The organism is Paenisporosarcina sp. TG-14, assembly GCF_000297555.1.
Classification (GTDB): Bacteria; Bacillota; Bacilli; order Bacillales_A; family Planococcaceae; genus Paenisporosarcina; species Paenisporosarcina antarctica.
In genome coordinates this window covers 1-19,500 of the sequence record NZ_AMGD01000108.1, presented here as the reverse complement: position 1 = coordinate 19,500, position 19,500 = coordinate 1, and the positions used below count along the sequence as shown (strand labels likewise).

Genomic DNA, 19,500 nt, shown 5'->3' with positions numbered 1-19,500 from the left:
TCCAAGCAACTAAAATTGCACGTTAAAATTGGATAAGAATATATAAATTGCCTGATCCAGTGACATGCTTAAAAGTAGGATTATGCTGCTTTTAAGCGTAATTGTGTTTTGTTCAAACATAAGAAAGTATATAAAGTTGATGTGCCAAGAGCCCAATGTTCATGGCGTTTTAGTATATGAGATTAACGTGCTAAATCGGAATTTCTATGATGTGACTCTCATTAATTCGATTCATGTGAAGTCATGATTTCCTTTTTTAGAAACGCAAGTTCCCTCTCAGAAGAAGTGAATTTTTTTCAGTGATCTATTCTTGTTCAGTAATCCTTGGATTGCACAGAAAATTGTCCTGTAAAAATATAGGTGCGGATACTTTCATTTTCAAGATAGAATGATTATTTATATTTATTTTTAAAACTATATGGTTATCACTGTTGATTTATAAACAGGTGAATGACTGTAGTGGAATGCGGCGACTCCGGCGGGAAAAGCGAGACAGACGAGACCCCACAGGAAACGAATTGTGCACAATTCGTTTGCGACGAGTAACCGCAGGAGCAAGGGGTTTCAAGCGGACGAGGAGGCTTGTCGCTCGCCCCGCGGAAAGCGTCCGCATGTAACGGAAATCACTAGATTTAAATAGAAGGCTATCTTATTCTTCAGGTAATAGTGTAGTAGTAATGCCGTCCAAAGTGACCCTGTATGGAATATCCCTTTAAACTAATACTTAAATCTTCTGTCCTTTCTTAAAGGACGGGGCGTACTTTGCCAGGTTTTTCTACTTTACGTCAATTTACCAGGTTTTTCGTAAGGGAATTTGAAATCAAGTGCTAATATGACATATAATAAAAAGGTTATACTGAAAAACAAAAGGAAGCGGGTGGATCTATCATGAATAAGCAAGTAAAAGTAAAATTGAAAACGACCATCCAGCAACCAAATGAACAACCAGAAATTTATGAACTGTGGGTAACTGGCACTTATATTGAAAAAGGTGAGAGTGCCTATTTAAAGTACGAAGAAGTACAAGACGATAAACACATAAAAACCACTGTCAAAATGGGTGAAACGGAAGCACTAATTTTACGAAGTGGTGGCATCAATATGCGCCTTCCATTCGTGAAGGAAACAGAGCAGACAGGTAGTTATGAAAGTGAATATGGCGTATTAATGGTCAAAACGATGACACGAAAAATAATGTTCGAAAAAAATAAACAAGACGGACACTTTGTTGTTCAATATGATTTAAACGTTAGCGGACAATCCGTTGGCGAATACACACTCGAATTTCATTACATGGAGGAATCGCAATGAACGCAGTAGAACAAGTTCAACAATCTATAAAAGAAGCTGTACAAAAAGCCATCTTGAAAGCGCAATTAACGGAAGCAGAAGGTATGCCGGCTATTCAATTAGAAACTCCTCGAGACAAAGCAAACGGTGATTACGCAACGAATATTGCCATGCAACTGACAAAGCTAGCAAAGAAACCACCTCGCGCTATTGCACAAGCGATTCTAGATAACCTAGAAACAGCAGGCACCGTTATTGAGAAAGTCGAGATTGCTGGTCCTGGATTTATAAACATTTCAATTCGTAAGGACTACCTAGCAGATGTTGTAAAAGCTGTTTTAAAACAAGGTGCAGATTATGGTCGTTCTAAATCGGACGCTAGCGAAAAAATTCAAGTTGAGTTTGTTTCAGCGAATCCAACAGGTGACTTGCATCTAGGACACGCTCGTGGTGCTTCGGTTGGAGATTCTCTTTGTAATGTCTTAGATTTTGCAGGCTATGATGTTTCACGTGAGTACTATATTAATGACGCAGGAAAGCAAATTAACAACTTAGCGTATTCGTTAGAAGCGCGTTATAAGCAAGCTTTAGGTCAAGAGGCAGAAATGCCTGAAGATGGTTATCATGGCCAAGATATTATTGACATTGCACAAGCTCAGGCGAATGAGTACGGTGACGCTTTACTTCACAAAACTGCTGAAGAACGTTTTGCACATTTCCGTTCACATGGTCTTAAAATCGAACTTGCTAAACTTCAACAAGATTTAGCTGATTTCCGTGTTAATTTTGATGAGTGGTATTCAGAAACTTCTTTATACGAAGATGGCAAGATTGAAGTCGCTTTAGATAAATTACGTGCGAATGGTCACGTTTTTGAAGAAGAAGGAGCAACCTGGTTCCGTTCAACAACATTTGGAGACGACAAAGACCGTGTACTTATAAAAAATGATGGTACATTCACTTATTTAACTCCAGATATCGCGTATCACGAAAATAAAATTGCTCGCGGTTTTGATCGATTAATTAATATTTGGGGTGCCGATCACCATGGTTACATCCCGCGCATGAAAGCGGCTATCCAAGCACTTGGAAATGATCGTGAAACGCTTGAAGTAAGTGTTATTCAAATGGTGCAGTTGTACAAAGACGGAGAAAAAATGAAGATGAGCAAACGTACAGGTAAAGCTGTCACGATGCGTGAACTTGTAGAGGAAGTAGGCTTAGATGCTGTGCGTTATTTCTTTGCCATGCGTTCTGGCGATTCACATATGGATTTCGATTTAGATTTAGCTGTTTCACAATCAAATGAAAACCCTGTGTACTATGCACAATATGCACATGCTCGTATTAGCTCGATTTTGCGTTCTGCAAAAGAGCAAGGATTCATTGCGTCAGAGGACCATTTGAATTTACTGCAAGCTGAAAAAGAAATTGATGTTTTGAAGAAGATGGGCGATTTCCCACAAGTCGTGGCAGAAGCAGCGAAAAACCGCTCGCCTCATAGAGTAGCGACGTATATTCAAGAACTTGCAGCAACTTTCCATAGTTTCTACAATGCAGAAAAAGTGTTAGACCCGACGAATGAAGACATGACACGTGCTCGACTTACTCTCATCACAGCAGTCCGCACTACGCTTGCCAACGCACTTCGTTTAATCGGTGTAAGTGCTCCTGAAAAAATGTAATAAACTTAGAAATAGCCATCCCATTTTACATGGGATGGCTATTTTTTTTTAAGTGACAGCGAGATTTTACAAACAGAAAACGTGTCTGATGGCGCGCCAACTGACAACATTTTTGCACGTTCAAATTTTGTGTTAAACTCGAATGTTAAATAAGTGCGTACGAATTTCACATAAACGACAGCGAATGCTGGATATCGCTACTCGAATACGAGATACTGGGACAAAACCTTCTATATCGTGCCCTGTGCCACACTGTACCGTACCTCAAATCTAGGCGAGCGATAGCTCAGTTGTAATTATTCGGTGTCACGTTGTAATTAAGGAGGTTGACGTTGTAAAAATAAGCCTTCACGTTGTAAATATTGAGCTTCACGTTGTAATAGTGAAATTATGGAAGTTTTAATGGTCAATTTTAGCGTGGAATTTGACCAACTTCATCACGATAATCCTTCACCCATGTTACATCGGAGAAATCCGACGACAGCAATTAAGTTGTTGAAGACCCTCATAACAATACCCGCCAGCTGTTGCTTGGCGGGTATTGTTGTGTTTATCTTTGAATCAACTATTTCTTATTTAAAAACTCTAAAACAAAATCCATATATAATAAATGTTGCTCTACATTCGGTGCGTGTCCAGATTGATTAAATTCAACAAACGTAGCATGTGGAATTAAGCGAGCCGTTTCTCGTCCAACTTCTGGTGGATTTAACTCATCATGATTCCCGCTAATTACAAGTGTTTTAGCTGTCACTAAGTGCAAATCATGACGGAAATCAAACCCTGCTAAAGCAGCATTTGCTGCTACAATCTGATCGGCTTGTAAAGGAGGACTCTTTTTCGCAGCTTCTTTACTCCATTCACCGATTGCTCCCAAATCGTGAAACATATACGGAGATACTTTCATTACTTTCTGGGAAAATGACAGACCTTCTAATTGGTCCTGATACTTTAGAAACAACGCTTGCAAGGAAGATGTTTTTCCTTCTGGTTTAGTAGCAACTAAAATCATCTGCTTCACACGTTCAGGTGAAGCAATTGCAACTCCCTGTGCAATATAACTGCCCATCGATACGCCAATCAAATAGCTCTCGTCAATTTCCAAATGGTCAAGTAAGCGCAACACATCGGCAATATGATCATCTAACGTATAAGCATCGGGTTTGTCAGAATCCCCATGACCACGGGCATCTAGGACAATCGTACGAAAATACTTCTTAAATACATTTACATCCTCGTCAAACATATGTCGGTTACCGGTCAACCCGTGCAATAGCAATAGCGGCTCACCCTCACCAAACTCTTCATAGGCTAAGGAAACACCATTCGATTCAAATATGTTCACATGAACACCTCATATTCAGACTTTCCTTTGTGACAATCTATATACCCCATTATGGAAAAAATACAACCATTCGAATATTAATATGAACAGCAATCGTACCTTTTTTCATTCAAATAGGAGGGTGTTAACAACTAATACAAATATACCATCATGTAATATCGACTGACCAAATGAATAGTACTGTCATAAAAGGACCTGTCTTTATTTCTTAAATGAATTCTCGACACGCAAAGGAAATACTGTATAATAAAGTTGAATTACATAGTTTCAACACGAAGGTGCTCTGCTTTAATCGCAGAGTTAAAAGGGAAGTCGGTTCAACTCCGACGCGGTCCCGCCACTGTATGTGAGAGGAAAGCGCATCATGTCACTGAAGCATTTGCTTTGGGAAGACGCGCCATTCCATTGATCACAAGCCAGGAGACCTGCCTACGTGCGTAACGCCCGCAACCCTACGAGGATAGGAATGGTGTGAATCAGCTCATGCTTACTTTAGCAAAAGCTACTATTCTCCCAACCATCTTCCGACTATACGCGGAGGATTTTTTTATGCATTAAAATGAGTGTTTATTAAACGCTCAAGTCACACCCAACAGATCGAGGAGGAACACATTCATGAAGAAGATTTGGCAATTATGGCTCGCAACGGCACTTGTAGCAATACTATTAACAGCATGTGGGCAAGAAGAAGCGACACCGACACAACAAAATGATAAAGAAAAAACGGAAGCAGTAGAATCTGCATTCCCAGTTACACTAACAGACGTGACGGATAATGAAATTACACTTGAAGAGGCACCGAAGACAATCGTATCCATGATTCCTAGTAATACAGAAATCTTATTTGGTTTAGATTTGGGTGATAAAGTAGTTGGCGTTTCTGACTACGATAACTATCCGAAAGAAACTGAAGCGATTGAAAAAATAGGTGGTCAAGAATTCAATGTAGAGAAAATTATTTCTTTAAATCCTGATCTGGTACTTGCACATGAGTCAGGACTTGGAATGGGTGAAGCTGGCCTTCAACAACTAAGAGATGCAGGGGTAAATGTGTTAGTTGTGAAAACAGCGTTAAATTTTGAAGAAGTATATGAAACGATGATTACCATTGGTCAAGCTACTGGTTCGACTAGTGAAGCTGAAGAAATGGTACAAAAAATGAAGGATGAGGTTGCTTCTATTCAGGAAAAAGCATCTGCAGTTGAAACGAAAAAGTCCGTATTCTTTGAAGTATCTCCAGCTCCAGAAATTTATACAGCAGGTAATAACACATTCATAAATGAAATGATTATGTTAATAAACGCAGAAAATATTGCAGGAGATCAAGAAGGTTGGATCAAAATGGATCCCGAAGAAATTGTTAATCGTAACCCAGATGTGATTTTAACAACTTATGGTTATTATACTCCCGGTGCAGTAGAGCAAGTGCTTTCACGAGAAGGGTTCGGAGTGGTTACGGCTATAAAGAATAAAGAAGTAGTGAATGTAGATGCTGATATGACAAACCGTTCAGGTCCGCGTTTAACAGAAGGTTTATTAGAAATGGCAAAAGCAATTTATCCTGAGGTTTTCAGTGAATAAAACAGTATTTGCATATGTGGCTTCTGTCTTCGTACTGATTGCTGCAGTGTTGATCGGGGTAACGGTTGGAACGGTGCGGATTCCAATACAAGTTTTGTGGAATCCTAACTTGGATGAAGCGGCGTCAAATATCCTTTGGAATATTCGCATGCCACGTGTGGTATTAGCTGGTTTAGTTGGCTCCTCACTTGCTATGGCAGGAGCGGCTTTCCAAGGGTTGTTGAAAAATCCATTAGCCGATCCGTATACCTTAGGAGTGTCGTCCGGTGCCTCAGTGGGTGCCGTGATGACGCTCTTTTTCGGAATTTCAATTCCCTTTCTCGGCTTGTTCACACTACCAGTACTTAGTATGCTAGGCGCTTTTTTAACGGTAATCGTCGTCATGAGTTTTGCCAAGCTCATTGATCGAGCGATGAAAATGGAAACAATCATTCTCACAGGAATTATTTTTAGCTCATTTTTAGGATCTGTTTTATCTCTAATGATTGCACTATCAGGGGAAGAACTACGACAAATTATTGGTTGGTTACTCGGTAGTGTTTCTATGCGGGGGTGGCCGTATGTCACAATGGCATTACCATTTATGATGTTCGGATTTCTTTTATTATGGCTTAATCGTAGAGAACTAAATGCGCTTGTTTTTGGAGAAGAACGCGCCTCCCATCTAGGAGTAGATGTAAAACGACGTAAAATGATGATTTTAACGGGTGGCTCGATTTTAACTGGTGCTGCGGTTTCAGTTTCTGGAACCATTGGCTTTGTAGGTCTAGTCGTTCCACATATGACACGTATGTTATGGGGTTCGGATCACCGGCATGTGTTGCCTTTATCGTTTTTTAATGGAGCAACTCTACTCATTGTTTGTGACTTAGTGTCACGCACCATTATTTCACCGTCTGAGCTGCCAATAGGTGTCATTACAGCCTTCATAGGCGCACCAGTTTTTGCTTTTATTTTCTGGAAACAACGAAGAAAGGTGAGTGCGTAATCGATGTTAAAAGTTCAAGGGTTAACAGGTGGTTACCACGAAGTGCCTGTCGTAAAAAATGTGTCATTTCAAGTAAATAAAGGTGAGATGCTAGGGATTTTAGGTCCGAATGGGAGTGGCAAGTCTACTTTACTGAAAATCATTAGTGGCGTACTTCCTTTAAAAACAGGTACGGTTGAATTAGATGGCAAACCAATTAAAACATATGCCTCAAAAGAACTCGCTAAACATATGGCAGTTCTCCCTCAATTACACACGCATGCTTTTTCGCATACAGTTCGAGACACAGTGTCTCTTGGAAGATACCCACATCAAAGTGGATTCTTTTCTTCTTGGTCTGATAAAGATGAGAAGGCGATTCAAGATGCGATGCAATTAACCGAAGTGAAAATTTATGAGAATGCCTATCTGGATGAACTTTCTGGAGGAGAACAACAGCGTGTTTTTGTAGCACAAGCACTTGCTCAGCAAGCGAAAATATTACTGCTGGACGAACCGACAAACCATTTAGACATTGCACACCAAAAGCAATTACTCGACACTATTAAAATACAAGCCATTGAAAAAGGATTGACCATTATCTCTGTATTTCATGATATGAACTTGGCGTCATTATATTGTGATCGTCTATTATTAATGGATAGTGGAAGCATTAAAATAATGGGAGAACCGCATGCTGTACTTAAAGAAAAACAAATAGAAAGTGTCTATAAGGCTCGAATAAGCAGCTATCCACATCCGGAACAACCAAAACCTCAAATCACCTTATTGCCTAATTTAGGTGAATTACAAGTGGATAGCCGTATTACAAAAGATAATTTTACTGTGTCAAATGACTACGTCGTTCTACAAGCTAAAATGCCATTAAAAACAGTCTCTTCAGCCGTCGTAAATGCAGGATCCGGTTGGTTTCGTTCATTTGTAAATCGTCATGTAAAAGCGGATTATGCATGTGATGATAGCACACAAGAGATGTTCGAATATTTACATGAACATGGTTTTTCTACGACGGATACAGTGGGCATGATGACGGCCGTTCAAACGAAACATGTAGTCATTGAAGAATACAAAGGAACATTTGGATCCATTATTATTGCAGTAACAGCAGGTGTTGGAAATGCGGTTGATGTGTCAAAAGCATTTGAACGCGAGGATATACCTTACGTCGGCACAATTAATACATGGATTATCATCAATGGGAAAATTTCAGATGAAGCATTTATCCAAGCGATGATTACCGCAACAGAAGCGAAAACAAAAGCGCTTCAACACGAAGATGTAAGAGATTCTTTAACAAATACACTTGCGACTGGGACGTCCACAGATAGTTTACTCGTAGCGGCTACTCAAAAAGGGGCGTATTTACAGTATGCAGGCCCTATTACTGAACTCGGGAAATGTATTGGCCGTGGCGTTTTCGAATGTACAACCCTTGCCATTAAACGCTATAAAGTAGCGAAAGGAATGTAAGTATGTCTGCTCATATCATCGCTCTTACAATTGGATTACTACTAGATAGAATAATTGGCGATCCCCCTAAATGGCCACATCCGGTCCGCTGGATGGGTCGCTTCATTTCCAAATTAACGACTTTGTTAAACACGGGAAAACATCGTAAGTTCAAGGGGATTGTACTTTTAATAACGGTTGTGGCTTTCACATTCATCATTGTATTAGGTGTTTTGTCTGCAGCGTACACAGTTAACTTTTTTTTAGGTATCGCTGTCGAAAGTATAATGTGTGCAGCTGGCTTTTCCCAAAAAAGCTTGAGAGTCGCAGCATTGTCCGTATACAAACCGCTAGTTAAAGGTGACCTAAAAGAAGCTCGATTGAAAGTGTCAGAAATTGTCGGTCGTGATACCGCGAAGTTATCTGAATCAGAAGTGACAAGAGCTGCCGTAGAAACAGTATCTGAAAATACAAGTGATGGTATTACAGCCCCCTTATTTTTTGCTTTTCTATTAGGCGCACCTGGACTTTGGGTATATAAAGCAGTGAACACTCTCGATTCGATGGTGGGTTATAAAAATGAAGAATTCCAAGAGTTCGGCAAAGCTTCTGCCAAAATGGATGACATCTTGAACTATATTCCAAGCCGAATCACGGGGTATATCATTATTACGTGGACAAAAAATTTCAGTAAGCAAACATTTCGGTCACGCTTGAACGGTTGGTGGAAAGATGCGAAAAAGCATCCTAGTCCAAATAGTGGTTACTTAGAAGCTGCCACTGCCTATCAACTTGGTGTACAACTCGGGGGTAAAAATACATATAAAGGCATTACATCTAAACGTGCACGTATGGGAATCCCAGAAAACCCGCTCCGAGCGATTCACATTTTACATACCATTCGGCAAATGCACATCGCCGTATTCCTATTCTGGTTGTGGATGATGTCTATAGGAGGTATTTTACGTGTCATTGCCTAATCATGGTGCAAATCCGCAACATGTCTATAACAGCCTTGGAATTATGCCGCCCTCACGTATTATCGACTTTAGTGAAAACGTCAATCCATTAGGACCACCTGATTCAATACAATCTGCCTGGCACAATTTTCACCAATTCATGAAGGTTTATCCGGATCCAGTAGGTGAACCTTTTCGCACAAAAATCGCGCAATATCACAATATTTCACCCGATTCTATTTTCGTCTCAAACGGAGCTTCAGAAGTATTTTCATTGCTTGCAGAGAAATACATGGGGAAGCGAGCCATTTTAGTTCATCCAACTTTCTCCGAATATGATACGACTTTAAAAGCGCGTCATGTGGAAATAGTGAACTTGAAAATGCCTAATATTGTAACAGGCGAATTGCCGATTGCTGACATGAAAGAACATATGCACCATGCGGATGTTCTTTATTTATGTACACCAAATAACCCAACAGGTACTTTGCCAAAACGTAGTGTGATACGTGAATTAATCCAATACGCCAAGATTTCAAACTGTGACATCGTGTTAGACGAGGCATTCATTGATTTCATTTCAGAGGAAGCATCGTTTATTTCTGATATTTATTCAGCACATGTAATTATTGTTCGCTCGATGACAAAAATGTACGCAATGCCAGGGCTGCGACTAGGATACATGGCAGCAGCACCTCATATTGTAGAAGAAATTCAGCGTCTAGCACCGCATTGGAATGTTAATAGGCTAGCAGCTGAAGTAGGTTCGCTCGTGTTAAATGATGAGACGTTCCGTAAGAAAGCTATTCAACACAGTTTGAAGACATGTAAAGACATGACTGCCTTCCTAAAAGCTCAAGGATGTGAAGTAACGCAATCACAGGCCAATTTTTTATTGTTTAAATTACCACAACTAAACAAGGGATTTTTTCCATATTTTTTACGGAAAGGCATTGTCCTTAGACATACAGAGAATTTCCGTGAACTAGATGGTCAGTGGTTTCGAATTGGTATGAAAAGCGAAGCACAAATGGAAATCCTAAAAAGGGAGTTAACAGGATGGTTCGAGGCACATTAACATTTATTTCTGGTGGAGTTAGAAGCGGGAAGACGGCATTTGCTGAAAATTGGTTAATGGATCGACACTGTTCGCGACTGATTTACCTCGCAACGGGCGTTGCATCTGACGATGAAATGCAACTTCGTATCAAACGTCATCAACAAGACCGAATCGCTTATAAAGAAAAATGGATGACGATTGAACAACCTCGTAAAATCGAAGAAATCATACCACATATCTTACCTGGTGACGGTGTACTTTTCGATTGCGTCACGACATGGTTGGCGAATGAATTATACGAAGGATGGGCAACTGAAAACCCTTGTTTTAAACGTAATAACTGCATGGAAGAGAAACAAAGGCAATTTCATAAAACGATTTCTTCATGGCTACATAACGGAGCAGATATAGTAGTCATCTCCAATGAAGTATTAGATGAACCACTGTCAAACATACCAGATGTACTACTCTATCAACAATGGCTAGGTAGGCTTCATCAGTGGCTTGTCCAAGAGAGCGATCATGCATTTGAACTGACGTATGGACTCGCAAAGAAGTGGAAATGAGGAGATACATATGAACGGAATCATGATTCAAGGAACAGCATCAAACGTTGGGAAAAGCATGATTTGTACTGCACTTTGTCGTTTATTTGCAAATGAAGGTTTTCATGTAGCACCATTTAAATCCCAAAATATGTCGACCTTTTCGACAGAAATAGCTAATGGATTAGAACTTAGTACGGCCCAATTTGCACAAGCGCAGGCAGCCAAAGTCGAGCCACTTCCACAAATGAACCCAATTTTATTAAAGCCTTCTGGACATATGTCTTCGGAAGTTTGGTTGTTGGGTAAAAAAGTAAACGACATGCAGGCAATCGCTTACCGAGAAACTTTTTATGATGTTGGGTTACATGCCATTGAGAAATCGCTTGAATTTGTTGGTCAAAACTATGACGTCGTAGTTTTAGAAGGAGCAGGAAGTCCGGTAGAAATGAACCTAACTGATCGCGAACTTGTCAATATGAGTATCGCTGATTTAGCGGATGTACCGGTTATTTTGGTCGCTGATATTGAGCGAGGTGGTGTTTTTGCTTCAATCGTTGGAACACTCGAATTACTGCCAGAAGCTCATCGAAATCGTGTGAGGGGCATTATTATTAATAAATTTCGTGGTGATATAGGTTTGTTTAATTCTGGAGTGTCATTTATAGAGTCCTATACAAAAATTCCTGTTCTCGGAGTTATTCCATTTATGGATAACCATGAAATTGAAGAGGAAGACTCATTTATTACACGTCATGATGTAGCTTCCAAGACGTCAGGCGAAGATAAATATGATGAATGGGCTTATCACGTGGCGGCTCATCTCGATTGGCCACAAATAAAGGATATGGTAGAAAAACGATGATGCGTGGGATATTTCTTGCTATACAATTTTTCACTATTTTACCAGTCAATAAAGAACTAGAAATGGATCACAAGTCAGTAACTGCAATGTTTGCAACACTCCCATGGATTGGGGTGTTAGTCGGGATATTCACCTCAAGTGTTTGGTTATTTTTTGACGCGAGTCCACTTTTCTTAGCTTTTATAATTGTGTTAATTGGAATTATTGTGTCTGGGGGACTACATCTCGATGGATTCGTAGATACGAGTGATGCCTTTTTCTCATATCGACATATCGACAAACGTCACGAAATTTTAGCTGACCCACGCATCGGTGCTTTTGGGGCAATGGCTTTACTATTTTTTATTGTTGGGAAAATCTTATTATTGGCAGAGATAATTTCGCACAATGGTATGAGGTGGGAATGGTTAGTTGTCTTACCGTTTTTAGCGAGGGCAGGAATGGTTTACTACTTCATCAATACACCAGTAGCGCGGGACCGAGGACTAGCGGCTTTCTTTAAAAAACGTTTTGATCATCGAGTATTGCTAGTAACCACGCTTCTTTCAATTGTAATAGGTGCCGGATTTATCATTGTTGTTGCTGGGAATATATTAGTTGCCGTTAGTAGTTTGGTTGCTTTATTCATTTGTGCCCATGCTTATAAGTATTGGACAAAGAAACATTTTGGAGGCGTCACAGGTGATGTATCTGGTGCTTTCGTTGAAGGGATGGAAGTTGTCTTATGGCTCGTGATTTTCAGCTTACTTTAATCCGTCACTTACCAACCTTAGCTAATAATGAGCGTCGATACATAGGCTGGAGCGATGAATCGATTATTCAGTCGTCACGGGTTTACGATAAAGCTACTTGGTGCCCAGCCGTTATTAATGGCAGCGATCTTCAACGTTGTCAAGAAACTGCCGCACTTTTTTATCCAAAAACGCCCTACCAAGGTTCACCTGCATTTCGAGAAATGTCTTTTGGAGACTGGGAGTTACAGACGTATGAGGATTTAAAGGATGATCCAACCTATCAAAAGTGGTTATGTAATCCAGATGGTACTTCACCTCCAAATGGAGAGTTTTTACATGAAATGGCTTCACGCGTTCAGGCAGGACTGAAGAGTTTACAGCATGACCATTCAGTAATGGTGACGCATGGTGGACCGATTCGCTATGTACTCACGAAGTTTGCACCACAGGAAGATGATTTTTGGTCATGGGATGTCAAGCATGGTGACCAGTGGACTTTAAGCTGGTCGAGTAGGCAATGTTTTGAGGAGGGAAAGAGATGCGAGTCTTTGTCGGTGGAGCGTTTAATGGAAAGCGGACATATGTAAAGCAGCTCGTAATCGATCGAGATGTGCAATGGATTGAATGTGCAGAAGTGGACGATTTACCTCAAGCTGTTTCTAAAACGATTGTAGTTGCAGGCTTAGAAAATTTTGTGGAGCGCCATTTAGAAAGACCAGAAGAAATTGTGATTGAAGATGTTATGAGGAAATTAACTTCATATCGAGAGCACAGTGATGTCATTGTGATTGTGACTGAAAATGGACGAGGAATCGTGCCGATAGTAGCAGAAACGCGTGAACTTCGGGATCGCTGTGGCAGACTATTACAACAGATTTTCAAGGAAGCAACTGAAGTAACGCGCATTTGGTATGGCTTAACGGAAACATTAAAACAGAATGATTGAGCAGACTTTTTAACTACATTAAAAGGGGGAAATACAATGAGAATATACACACGTACTGGGGACAAGGGACAAACAAGTTTAATCGGTGCTCGCACAGATAAAGATGCACCGCGTGTGGAGACGTATGGCACGATTGATGAAGTGAACTCGTTTATTGGCAAAGCAATGACGGAACTGGATTCAACGATTTTCAGTGATTTACTGACAGACTTAGAAGCAATTCAAAATGAATTATTCGATTGTGGTGGAGATTTATCAAACGTCAAGCCAAACCGTACATATAAAATGTCAGAAGAGCCAGTAGAAGTACTTGAGAAGCGTATTGATGAATTAATGGAAGAAGCTCCATTGCTCGAACGATTTATTTTGCCAGGAGGTTCGCCAGCTGCAGCAACACTGCACATTGCGCGGACGGTTACACGACGGGCGGAGAGACTAATGGTAACTTTGATGAAAGTAGAAGAGGACATTCCGACAGTCGTGCAACGTTATTTAAATCGTTTATCTGATTATTTATTTGCAGCTTCACGAGTCGCCAATTCACGGATTAATATTCCCGACAACGAATACGTACGTTCTGCTAAGGTATTTCGAAATGGTGGACGAGCGAAAAAAGTGGAGGAATAAGCGATGAACGTACGTTTATTGACGTTAACAGCGATGATTGCAACATTATGCGCGTTAGGTGCACTCGTCAAATTGCCTGTAGGAATTGGTACGGCAGCTTTAGACGCAGTGCCAGCTCTAGTTTCCGTTATGTTTTTGCCACCAGTATTTTCAGGCATAGCTGCATTAATTGGCCATTTAGTATCTGCATTATCGGCAGGAATGCCATTTGGTCCATTTCATGTGTTGATAGCTGCTGAAATGTTCGTGATTTTATGGGTCTTTGGGTTGCTACATCGCTCAGGAAAAAGCATGTGGAAATGGATATTTTTCGTGTTAGCAAATGGAGTTCTTGCACCATTGCCGTTTTATTTCCTTATTGGACCCGCGTTCTTTTACGTGGCTGTCCCTTCATTATTTATAGCTTCTTGTTTAAACGCGGGAATTGCCATTATGTTGGCACCCTTGGTGAAGCGAGTTTACAAGAGAGTAGTAGTCGTTAAATGAGAAATGCCATGAAATTGCCGAATGGTTTTGTGGTAACTACTGACAATGCTGGTGGTATTGGTGAAAAACAAGCCGACGTCGTGTATGCGCCGAATCATGTCGTCAGTTATTTTGCAGCTCGTGTTGCTTTACTCGAGCAATGGGCAGCGAATGCACAAGTGCAATCTGTCATTATCCATAATTTTTCAGGTGAAGCCGCGTGGCAAGCTTACATGGATGGTGTAAAACATTTATTTGAAGAGGTTGATTTAGGGCAGATTTTAATAGGTGGCAGTAGTGAAACTAATATGGAACTATTGCAGTCAGCTATGTCAGTCACGATGATTGGTAATAGTAAAGAAGTTGTGGATTGTGACGTTTCCTGGTTTATTTATGGTCAACCTTGCGTGGGTAGTGAAGTACTTGAACACACCAAAGATATCGCGGATTTGAAAAAAGTGAAGGAAGCAATTGATCAAGGTTGGGTGAAGAAGGTTTGGCCAGTCGGTTCAAAAGGTATTCAGGCAGAGGTTGGGGCTTTGTTTGCAGATGATACAATTGTTGTCATTTCGGAGTTAGATGTAGGGAAGTCTGCCGGACCGAGTACAGTTGTTCTTTTAGGAGTTCAGCTTGAATCAGTCGAATTAGCAAGTCAATATTTTGGAGATGAATTTAGAGATTTAGTTGTGTAAGATTAAGGCTATTCAAATTTGCATCAACTGGGTTTAAGTTCGCTATGTATGGACTGCAAACCTGCTACACGATAGCCTATAGAGTGAAATGAGAATCGCGAAGTGATAACATCACTTTCCGATTCTCTTTTGCTTTCTTTAACGGAACTGATGGGATATTCTGAAGAATGTTAAAATTAAAACTGAAGTAGTGTTTCACATTCAGAAAAGGGTATATATTTCGAATAAAACCTTATAAGTAGCAATAACTGTTATCAATATAAAGGGAGAGATAATTATGAAGCGTGTACTATATGTTTTATTCACCATTATTATTATCTTCTTAAGCGTGTATGGAGTTAGTGAGTGGAAATCTTCAAATGAAAAAAAACCGGATGTAGGTAATTGGGTAGGAACATGGAGTGCAAGTATGCAAGCATCTTATGAAGATGGAGTTTCTCATAAAGGGTTTGAAAATCAAACCGTTCGTTCAATCATCCATCCTCATATAGATGGCAAAAAGATGCGGATTCGTCTATCCAATACATTTGGTTCTGAACCACTGTCTATCGAAGAGATACACGTGGCGGTTTCAAAAAGTGGGTCTGGTATTGTTCCTGGAACGGATCAACAAGTTACATTTGGGGGCGAACAAAATGTAACAATCCCTCCTGGTGCGAAAGAATTTAGTGATCCAATATCCTTTGAGGTTAACAGTAAAGAAAGTGTGGCGGTCAGTCTTTACGTTCGTGATAAAACAGGACCTACAACATGGCATCCTCGTTCTATGCAAACCACATATATCTCAACTGGAAAGCATGTTTCAGACTCTGATGCTTCGGCTTTTAAAACAAAAGAAGATGCATGGTTTTGGTTGGATGGGGTGGACGTAATACCAGATCCTTCTGTAAAAGGTGCCATTGTTGTATTGGGAAGTTCCATTGCGAATGGAAATTATTCGACAGTGGATGCCAACCGTCGATGGCCTGATTATTTAGCAAAACGATTAAATGAGAAAAATTCAGATGTCAAAATGTCTGTTTTGAATGCAGGAGTCTCTGCCAATCATTTGATTAACAGTAAGCCTAATAAAGGTGAGAATGCATTAGAGAGGCTCGAGCAGGATGTTTTTAGCCAAACAGGTGTCAAGGCAGTGATCCTGCACCAAGGATTGAATGATATTAGACATTATCCGGAATATGATGCGAAAAAAGTTATTGAGAGAATGGGACAAATCATTACCTCAGCTCATGATCAAGGTCTTAAAATTTATGGCGGGACTTTAACTCCTTTTAAAGGTTCAGGAATGTACACATCGCAAGGGGAAAAAACGCGTCAGGAGGTAAATCACTGGATCAAGAATAGTGGAGAGTTTGATGGAGTGATAGACTTTGACAAAGCACTGAGAGATCCCGAAGATCCTGAACACTTCCTTTCTAAATATGACGCTGGGGATCATCTACATCCAAACGATGCTGGGTATAAGAAAATGGCTGAGACTGTTAACCTTTCAACATTCAAATAGGTTGCAATGTTGGTGATAGAAGAACGCTCTCTCTGCTAGTAAGCAAATATTAAGGCGAGTGGTTCAAACTAGGTTTCCGGTTTACTATGAACTGCAAACCAGCTGCACGACAAACCAAAAGAATGAAATGAAAATGGAGAAGTGATTTGTCACTTCTCTATTTTCCTATCCGGTTAATTCCTTCTACATTATCGCGCAAGGTAAATCGAAATGAGAACAATTTCGCCATGTTCGCTCCATGGCTCTTTTCTGTGGGAAGGTGTCTTAACAAAATAACGAGAGGGTAATGCTTCACTTTTCAGTAAATTAAATTGTGTGGAAAAGATGAATATTAAAAAAGTATGCGAGAATAAGCGTATATGAAATTCAGATGTATACATATAAATGCGAGATAAGTACTAGCCGTTAGATAGTTACTAATAGAGCTATAGCAGAAATCAGATGTAGTATAATTTCTTTATTTTTCCTATTGACTGAATGCTCATTCAGTCTTAAACTTAAAGTTAGCATCGACAACATACCAACAATCTACTAAAATGATGGTATTACTATAAGTACAAATATAATTTTAATATATAGAAAAGGGGAGAAGGAGATGAACCTGCTTTTAATTATTAACTGGGTCTTATTTTTAGCTGTAACCGCTTACGCACTTGGTTTATTTACTTATTTACTGAAAACTCGCTACGATTTCATTAAACTCGGACAAAAAGTCGAGTTTGAGGACAATTTGAAAGAGCGTATGCGTAAAATTTGGGTGAATGTATTTGGACAAAAGAAATTATTGAAAGATAAGAAAAGTGGAATTATACACGTAATGTTCTTTTACGGATTCCTACTTGTGCAATTTGGAGCAATTGATTTCATTTGGAAAGGGTTAAATCCTGGATCTCATTTACCACTTGGAGCGGTTTACCCTGCTTTTACATTCTTTCAAGAAATCGTAACGTTAACTATTTTAGTTGCAGTTGTATGGGCATTCTACCGCCGCTACATTGAAAAATTAGTACGTTTAAGACGTGGATGGAAAGCAGGACTTGTACTTATTTTCATTGGTGGATTAATGGTTTCGGTACTAGTCGGAAACGGAATGGGCATGATTTGGCATGACCACGCAGCAACTTGGTCAGAACCTGTAGCTTCCGGTATTGCCATGATCTTCAGTTTATTACCCGAGGCAGCTGTCATCACAATATTCTATGCAATGTGGTGGGTTCACTTAATATTCCTGCTAGCATTCTTGGTGTACGTACCTCAATCGAAACATTTCCATTTAATTACTGGACCTGCAAACACGTACTTCAACCGTGTTGATAATGTTGGGAAACTTCGCCCAATTGATTTCGAAGTAGAAGAGGACGAAGAAGCAGCAGATGAAGAAGAAACGACATTTGGTGTCGGTAAAATTCAAGACTTTTCTCAAAAACAAATGATCGACCTTTACGCATGTGTAGAGTGTGGTCGTTGTACAAATATGTGTCCAGCAACGGGAACAGGGAAAATGCTGTCACCGATGGACTTAATTACGAAACTTCGCAATCATTTAACAAATACAGGTGCTGTCCTGACGAAACAAAAACCGTGGGTACCAGCAATGGCCTTTGCTAATACGCAAGGTAACCAACTAGCGGTTGCCGCTCGTGTTGATGGTGCAGTTATTGAAGACATTTACAATCCAGCACTAATTGGTGAGGTCATTACAGAAGAAGAACTTTGGGCTTGTACGACTTGTCGTAACTGTGAAGATCAATGTCCAGTAATGATTGAGCACGTATCCCACATTATCGACCTTCGCCGTTACTTAGTAATGACAGAAGGACGTATGAATCCGGATGCCCAGCGCGCGATGACAAACATCGAACGTCAAGGAAATCCATGGGGTCTTAACCGTAAAGAGAAAGAAAAATGGCGTGACGCACGTCCAGATGTCAAGATTCCAACAGTCAAAGAAGTATCAAAAGCTGGCGAAGAATTTGAATTCTTATTCTGGGTTGGCTCAATGGGTTCATTTGACAATCGTTCACAAAAAATCGCTTTAGCATTCGCACGATTAATGAATGAAGCGGGTGTTAAATTCGCAATTCTTGGTAACAAAGAAAAGAACTCTGGCGACACACCTCGTCGTTTAGGAAATGAATTCTTATTCCAAGAACTCGCTACAGCAAATATTTCTGAGTTTGAAAAAGCAGGCGTCACGAAGATTGTTACAATCGATCCGCATGCTTATAATATTTTCAAAAATGAATACCCGGATTTCGGTTGGAGTGGAGAAGTTCTTCACCATACAGAAATGTTGTTTGATTTAGTGCAACAAGGCCGCCTAAAACCACAACATTCTATTGATGAAACCATTACTTTCCATGATTCATGTTACTTAGGGCGTTACAATGATGTGTATGATCCACCACGTGAAATCTTACGTGCAATCCCAGGTGTTAAGCTTGTGGAAATGGAACGTAACCGTGAAACAGGAATGTGCTGTGGAGCTGGTGGCGGAATGATGTGGATGGAAGAAAATGTAGGGAATCGTGTAAACGTTGCACGTACAGAACAAGCACTCGAAGTAAACCCAACGATGATTTCATCAGGATGTCCATACTGTTTAACGATGCTTTCAGATGGAACGAAAGCAAAAGAAGTAGAAGAGACAGTAGGCACATACGATATCGCCGAATTACTAGAACGTTCAGTACTAGGAGATTATTTGCCGCCAGTTGAAGAAGAAGAAGTAGAACCTGTATTACACTGAAAAGCGTAGAAGCCCA

18 protein-coding genes and 1 riboswitch are annotated in these 19,500 nt (G+C 40.1%); of the genes, 17 read left to right on the top strand and 1 reads right to left on the bottom strand.

Translation table 11 applies throughout. The features are described 5' to 3' along the window. Positions 1–888 precede the first annotated feature (888 nt). On the top strand, positions 889–1,311 hold the full coding sequence (locus tag C406_RS0118840; RefSeq protein WP_017382192.1) for a DUF1934 domain-containing protein: 423 nt from the start codon (positions 889–891) through the stop codon (positions 1,309–1,311). Further along, positions 1,308–2,975, top strand: a complete 1,668-nt coding sequence (gene argS, locus C406_RS0118835) for an arginine--tRNA ligase (RefSeq protein WP_017382191.1) — start codon at positions 1,308–1,310, stop codon at positions 2,973–2,975. Before C406_RS0118840 ends, argS begins: the two co-directional genes overlap by 4 nt. Positions 2,976–3,540: 565 nt before the next feature. Here the strand turns inward: argS and C406_RS0118830 are convergent. Further along, positions 3,541–4,320 carry an alpha/beta fold hydrolase gene (locus tag C406_RS0118830; RefSeq protein WP_017382190.1) on the bottom strand — a complete coding sequence of 260 codons (780 nt, stop codon included), beginning with the start codon at positions 4,318–4,320 and terminating at the stop codon, positions 3,541–3,543. 259 nt (positions 4,321–4,579) lie between these two features. Further along, a riboswitch (cobalamin riboswitch) is annotated at positions 4,580–4,767 on the top strand. A 168-nt stretch (positions 4,768–4,935) separates the two neighbouring features. Here C406_RS0118830 and C406_RS0118825 point away from each other — a divergent pair. From C406_RS0118825 to C406_RS0118755, 15 genes are all read left to right on the top strand, one after another. Continuing rightward, the gene (locus C406_RS0118825) at positions 4,936–5,901 is read left to right on the top strand and encodes an ABC transporter substrate-binding protein (RefSeq protein ID WP_017382189.1); all 966 of its coding nucleotides are present in this window, start codon (positions 4,936–4,938) and stop codon (positions 5,899–5,901) included. Continuing rightward, positions 5,894–6,889, top strand: a complete 996-nt coding sequence (locus tag C406_RS0118820) for a FecCD family ABC transporter permease (protein ID WP_017382188.1) — start codon at positions 5,894–5,896, stop codon at positions 6,887–6,889. Before C406_RS0118825 ends, C406_RS0118820 begins: the two co-directional genes overlap by 8 nt. Positions 6,890–6,892: 3 nt before the next feature. Continuing rightward, positions 6,893–8,359 (top strand): adenosylcobinamide amidohydrolase, encoded by a 1,467-nt coding sequence (locus C406_RS0118815; protein ID WP_017382187.1) that lies wholly within the window; start codon positions 6,893–6,895, stop codon positions 8,357–8,359. Between the two features lie 2 nt (positions 8,360–8,361). Next, positions 8,362–9,318: an adenosylcobinamide-phosphate synthase CbiB gene (gene cbiB, locus C406_RS0118810; protein ID WP_017382186.1), complete on the top strand. Its 957-nt coding sequence runs from the start codon at positions 8,362–8,364 to the stop codon at positions 9,316–9,318. Continuing rightward, positions 9,305–10,375 carry a pyridoxal phosphate-dependent aminotransferase gene (locus C406_RS0118805; RefSeq protein WP_017382185.1) on the top strand — a complete coding sequence of 357 codons (1,071 nt, stop codon included), beginning with the start codon at positions 9,305–9,307 and terminating at the stop codon, positions 10,373–10,375. The genes cbiB and C406_RS0118805 overlap by 14 nt, the downstream gene beginning before the upstream one ends. Continuing rightward, positions 10,357–10,923, top strand: a complete 567-nt coding sequence (locus C406_RS0118800; protein ID WP_017382184.1) for a bifunctional adenosylcobinamide kinase/adenosylcobinamide-phosphate guanylyltransferase — start codon at positions 10,357–10,359, stop codon at positions 10,921–10,923. Before C406_RS0118805 ends, C406_RS0118800 begins: the two co-directional genes overlap by 19 nt. A gap of 10 nt (positions 10,924–10,933) precedes the next feature. Continuing rightward, the gene (locus C406_RS19775) at positions 10,934–11,767 is read left to right on the top strand and encodes a cobyric acid synthase (RefSeq protein WP_017382183.1); all 834 of its coding nucleotides are present in this window, start codon (positions 10,934–10,936) and stop codon (positions 11,765–11,767) included. Then, positions 11,731–12,519: an adenosylcobinamide-GDP ribazoletransferase gene (gene cobS, locus C406_RS0118790; RefSeq protein WP_237740601.1), complete on the top strand. Its 789-nt coding sequence runs from the start codon at positions 11,731–11,733 to the stop codon at positions 12,517–12,519. The genes C406_RS19775 and cobS overlap by 37 nt, the downstream gene beginning before the upstream one ends. Next, complete coding sequence (locus C406_RS0118785) at positions 12,492–13,088, top strand: histidine phosphatase family protein (protein ID WP_017382181.1); 597 nt, start codon at positions 12,492–12,494, stop codon at positions 13,086–13,088. Before cobS ends, C406_RS0118785 begins: the two co-directional genes overlap by 28 nt. Beyond that, complete coding sequence (locus C406_RS0118780) at positions 13,040–13,447, top strand: bifunctional adenosylcobinamide kinase/adenosylcobinamide-phosphate guanylyltransferase (RefSeq protein WP_017382180.1); 408 nt, start codon at positions 13,040–13,042, stop codon at positions 13,445–13,447. Before C406_RS0118785 ends, C406_RS0118780 begins: the two co-directional genes overlap by 49 nt. 36 nt (positions 13,448–13,483) lie before the next feature. Continuing rightward, positions 13,484–14,074, top strand: a complete 591-nt coding sequence (locus C406_RS0118775) for a cob(I)yrinic acid a,c-diamide adenosyltransferase (RefSeq protein WP_017382179.1) — start codon at positions 13,484–13,486, stop codon at positions 14,072–14,074. Positions 14,075–14,077: 3 nt separating this feature from the next. Then, positions 14,078–14,560, top strand: a complete 483-nt coding sequence (locus C406_RS0118770; protein WP_017382178.1) for a hypothetical protein — start codon at positions 14,078–14,080, stop codon at positions 14,558–14,560. Further along, positions 14,557–15,231, top strand: coding sequence for a hypothetical protein (locus tag C406_RS0118765; protein ID WP_017382177.1), 675 nt, complete (start codon positions 14,557–14,559; stop codon positions 15,229–15,231). The genes C406_RS0118770 and C406_RS0118765 overlap by 4 nt, the downstream gene beginning before the upstream one ends. A 277-nt stretch (positions 15,232–15,508) precedes the next feature. Then, complete coding sequence (locus tag C406_RS0118760; RefSeq protein WP_017382176.1) at positions 15,509–16,735, top strand: SGNH/GDSL hydrolase family protein; 1,227 nt, start codon at positions 15,509–15,511, stop codon at positions 16,733–16,735. A gap of 595 nt (positions 16,736–17,330) precedes the next feature. Next, complete coding sequence (locus tag C406_RS0118755; RefSeq protein ID WP_017382175.1) at positions 17,331–19,484, top strand: (Fe-S)-binding protein; 2,154 nt, start codon at positions 17,331–17,333, stop codon at positions 19,482–19,484. The last annotated feature ends 16 nt before the right edge of the window (positions 19,485–19,500 follow it).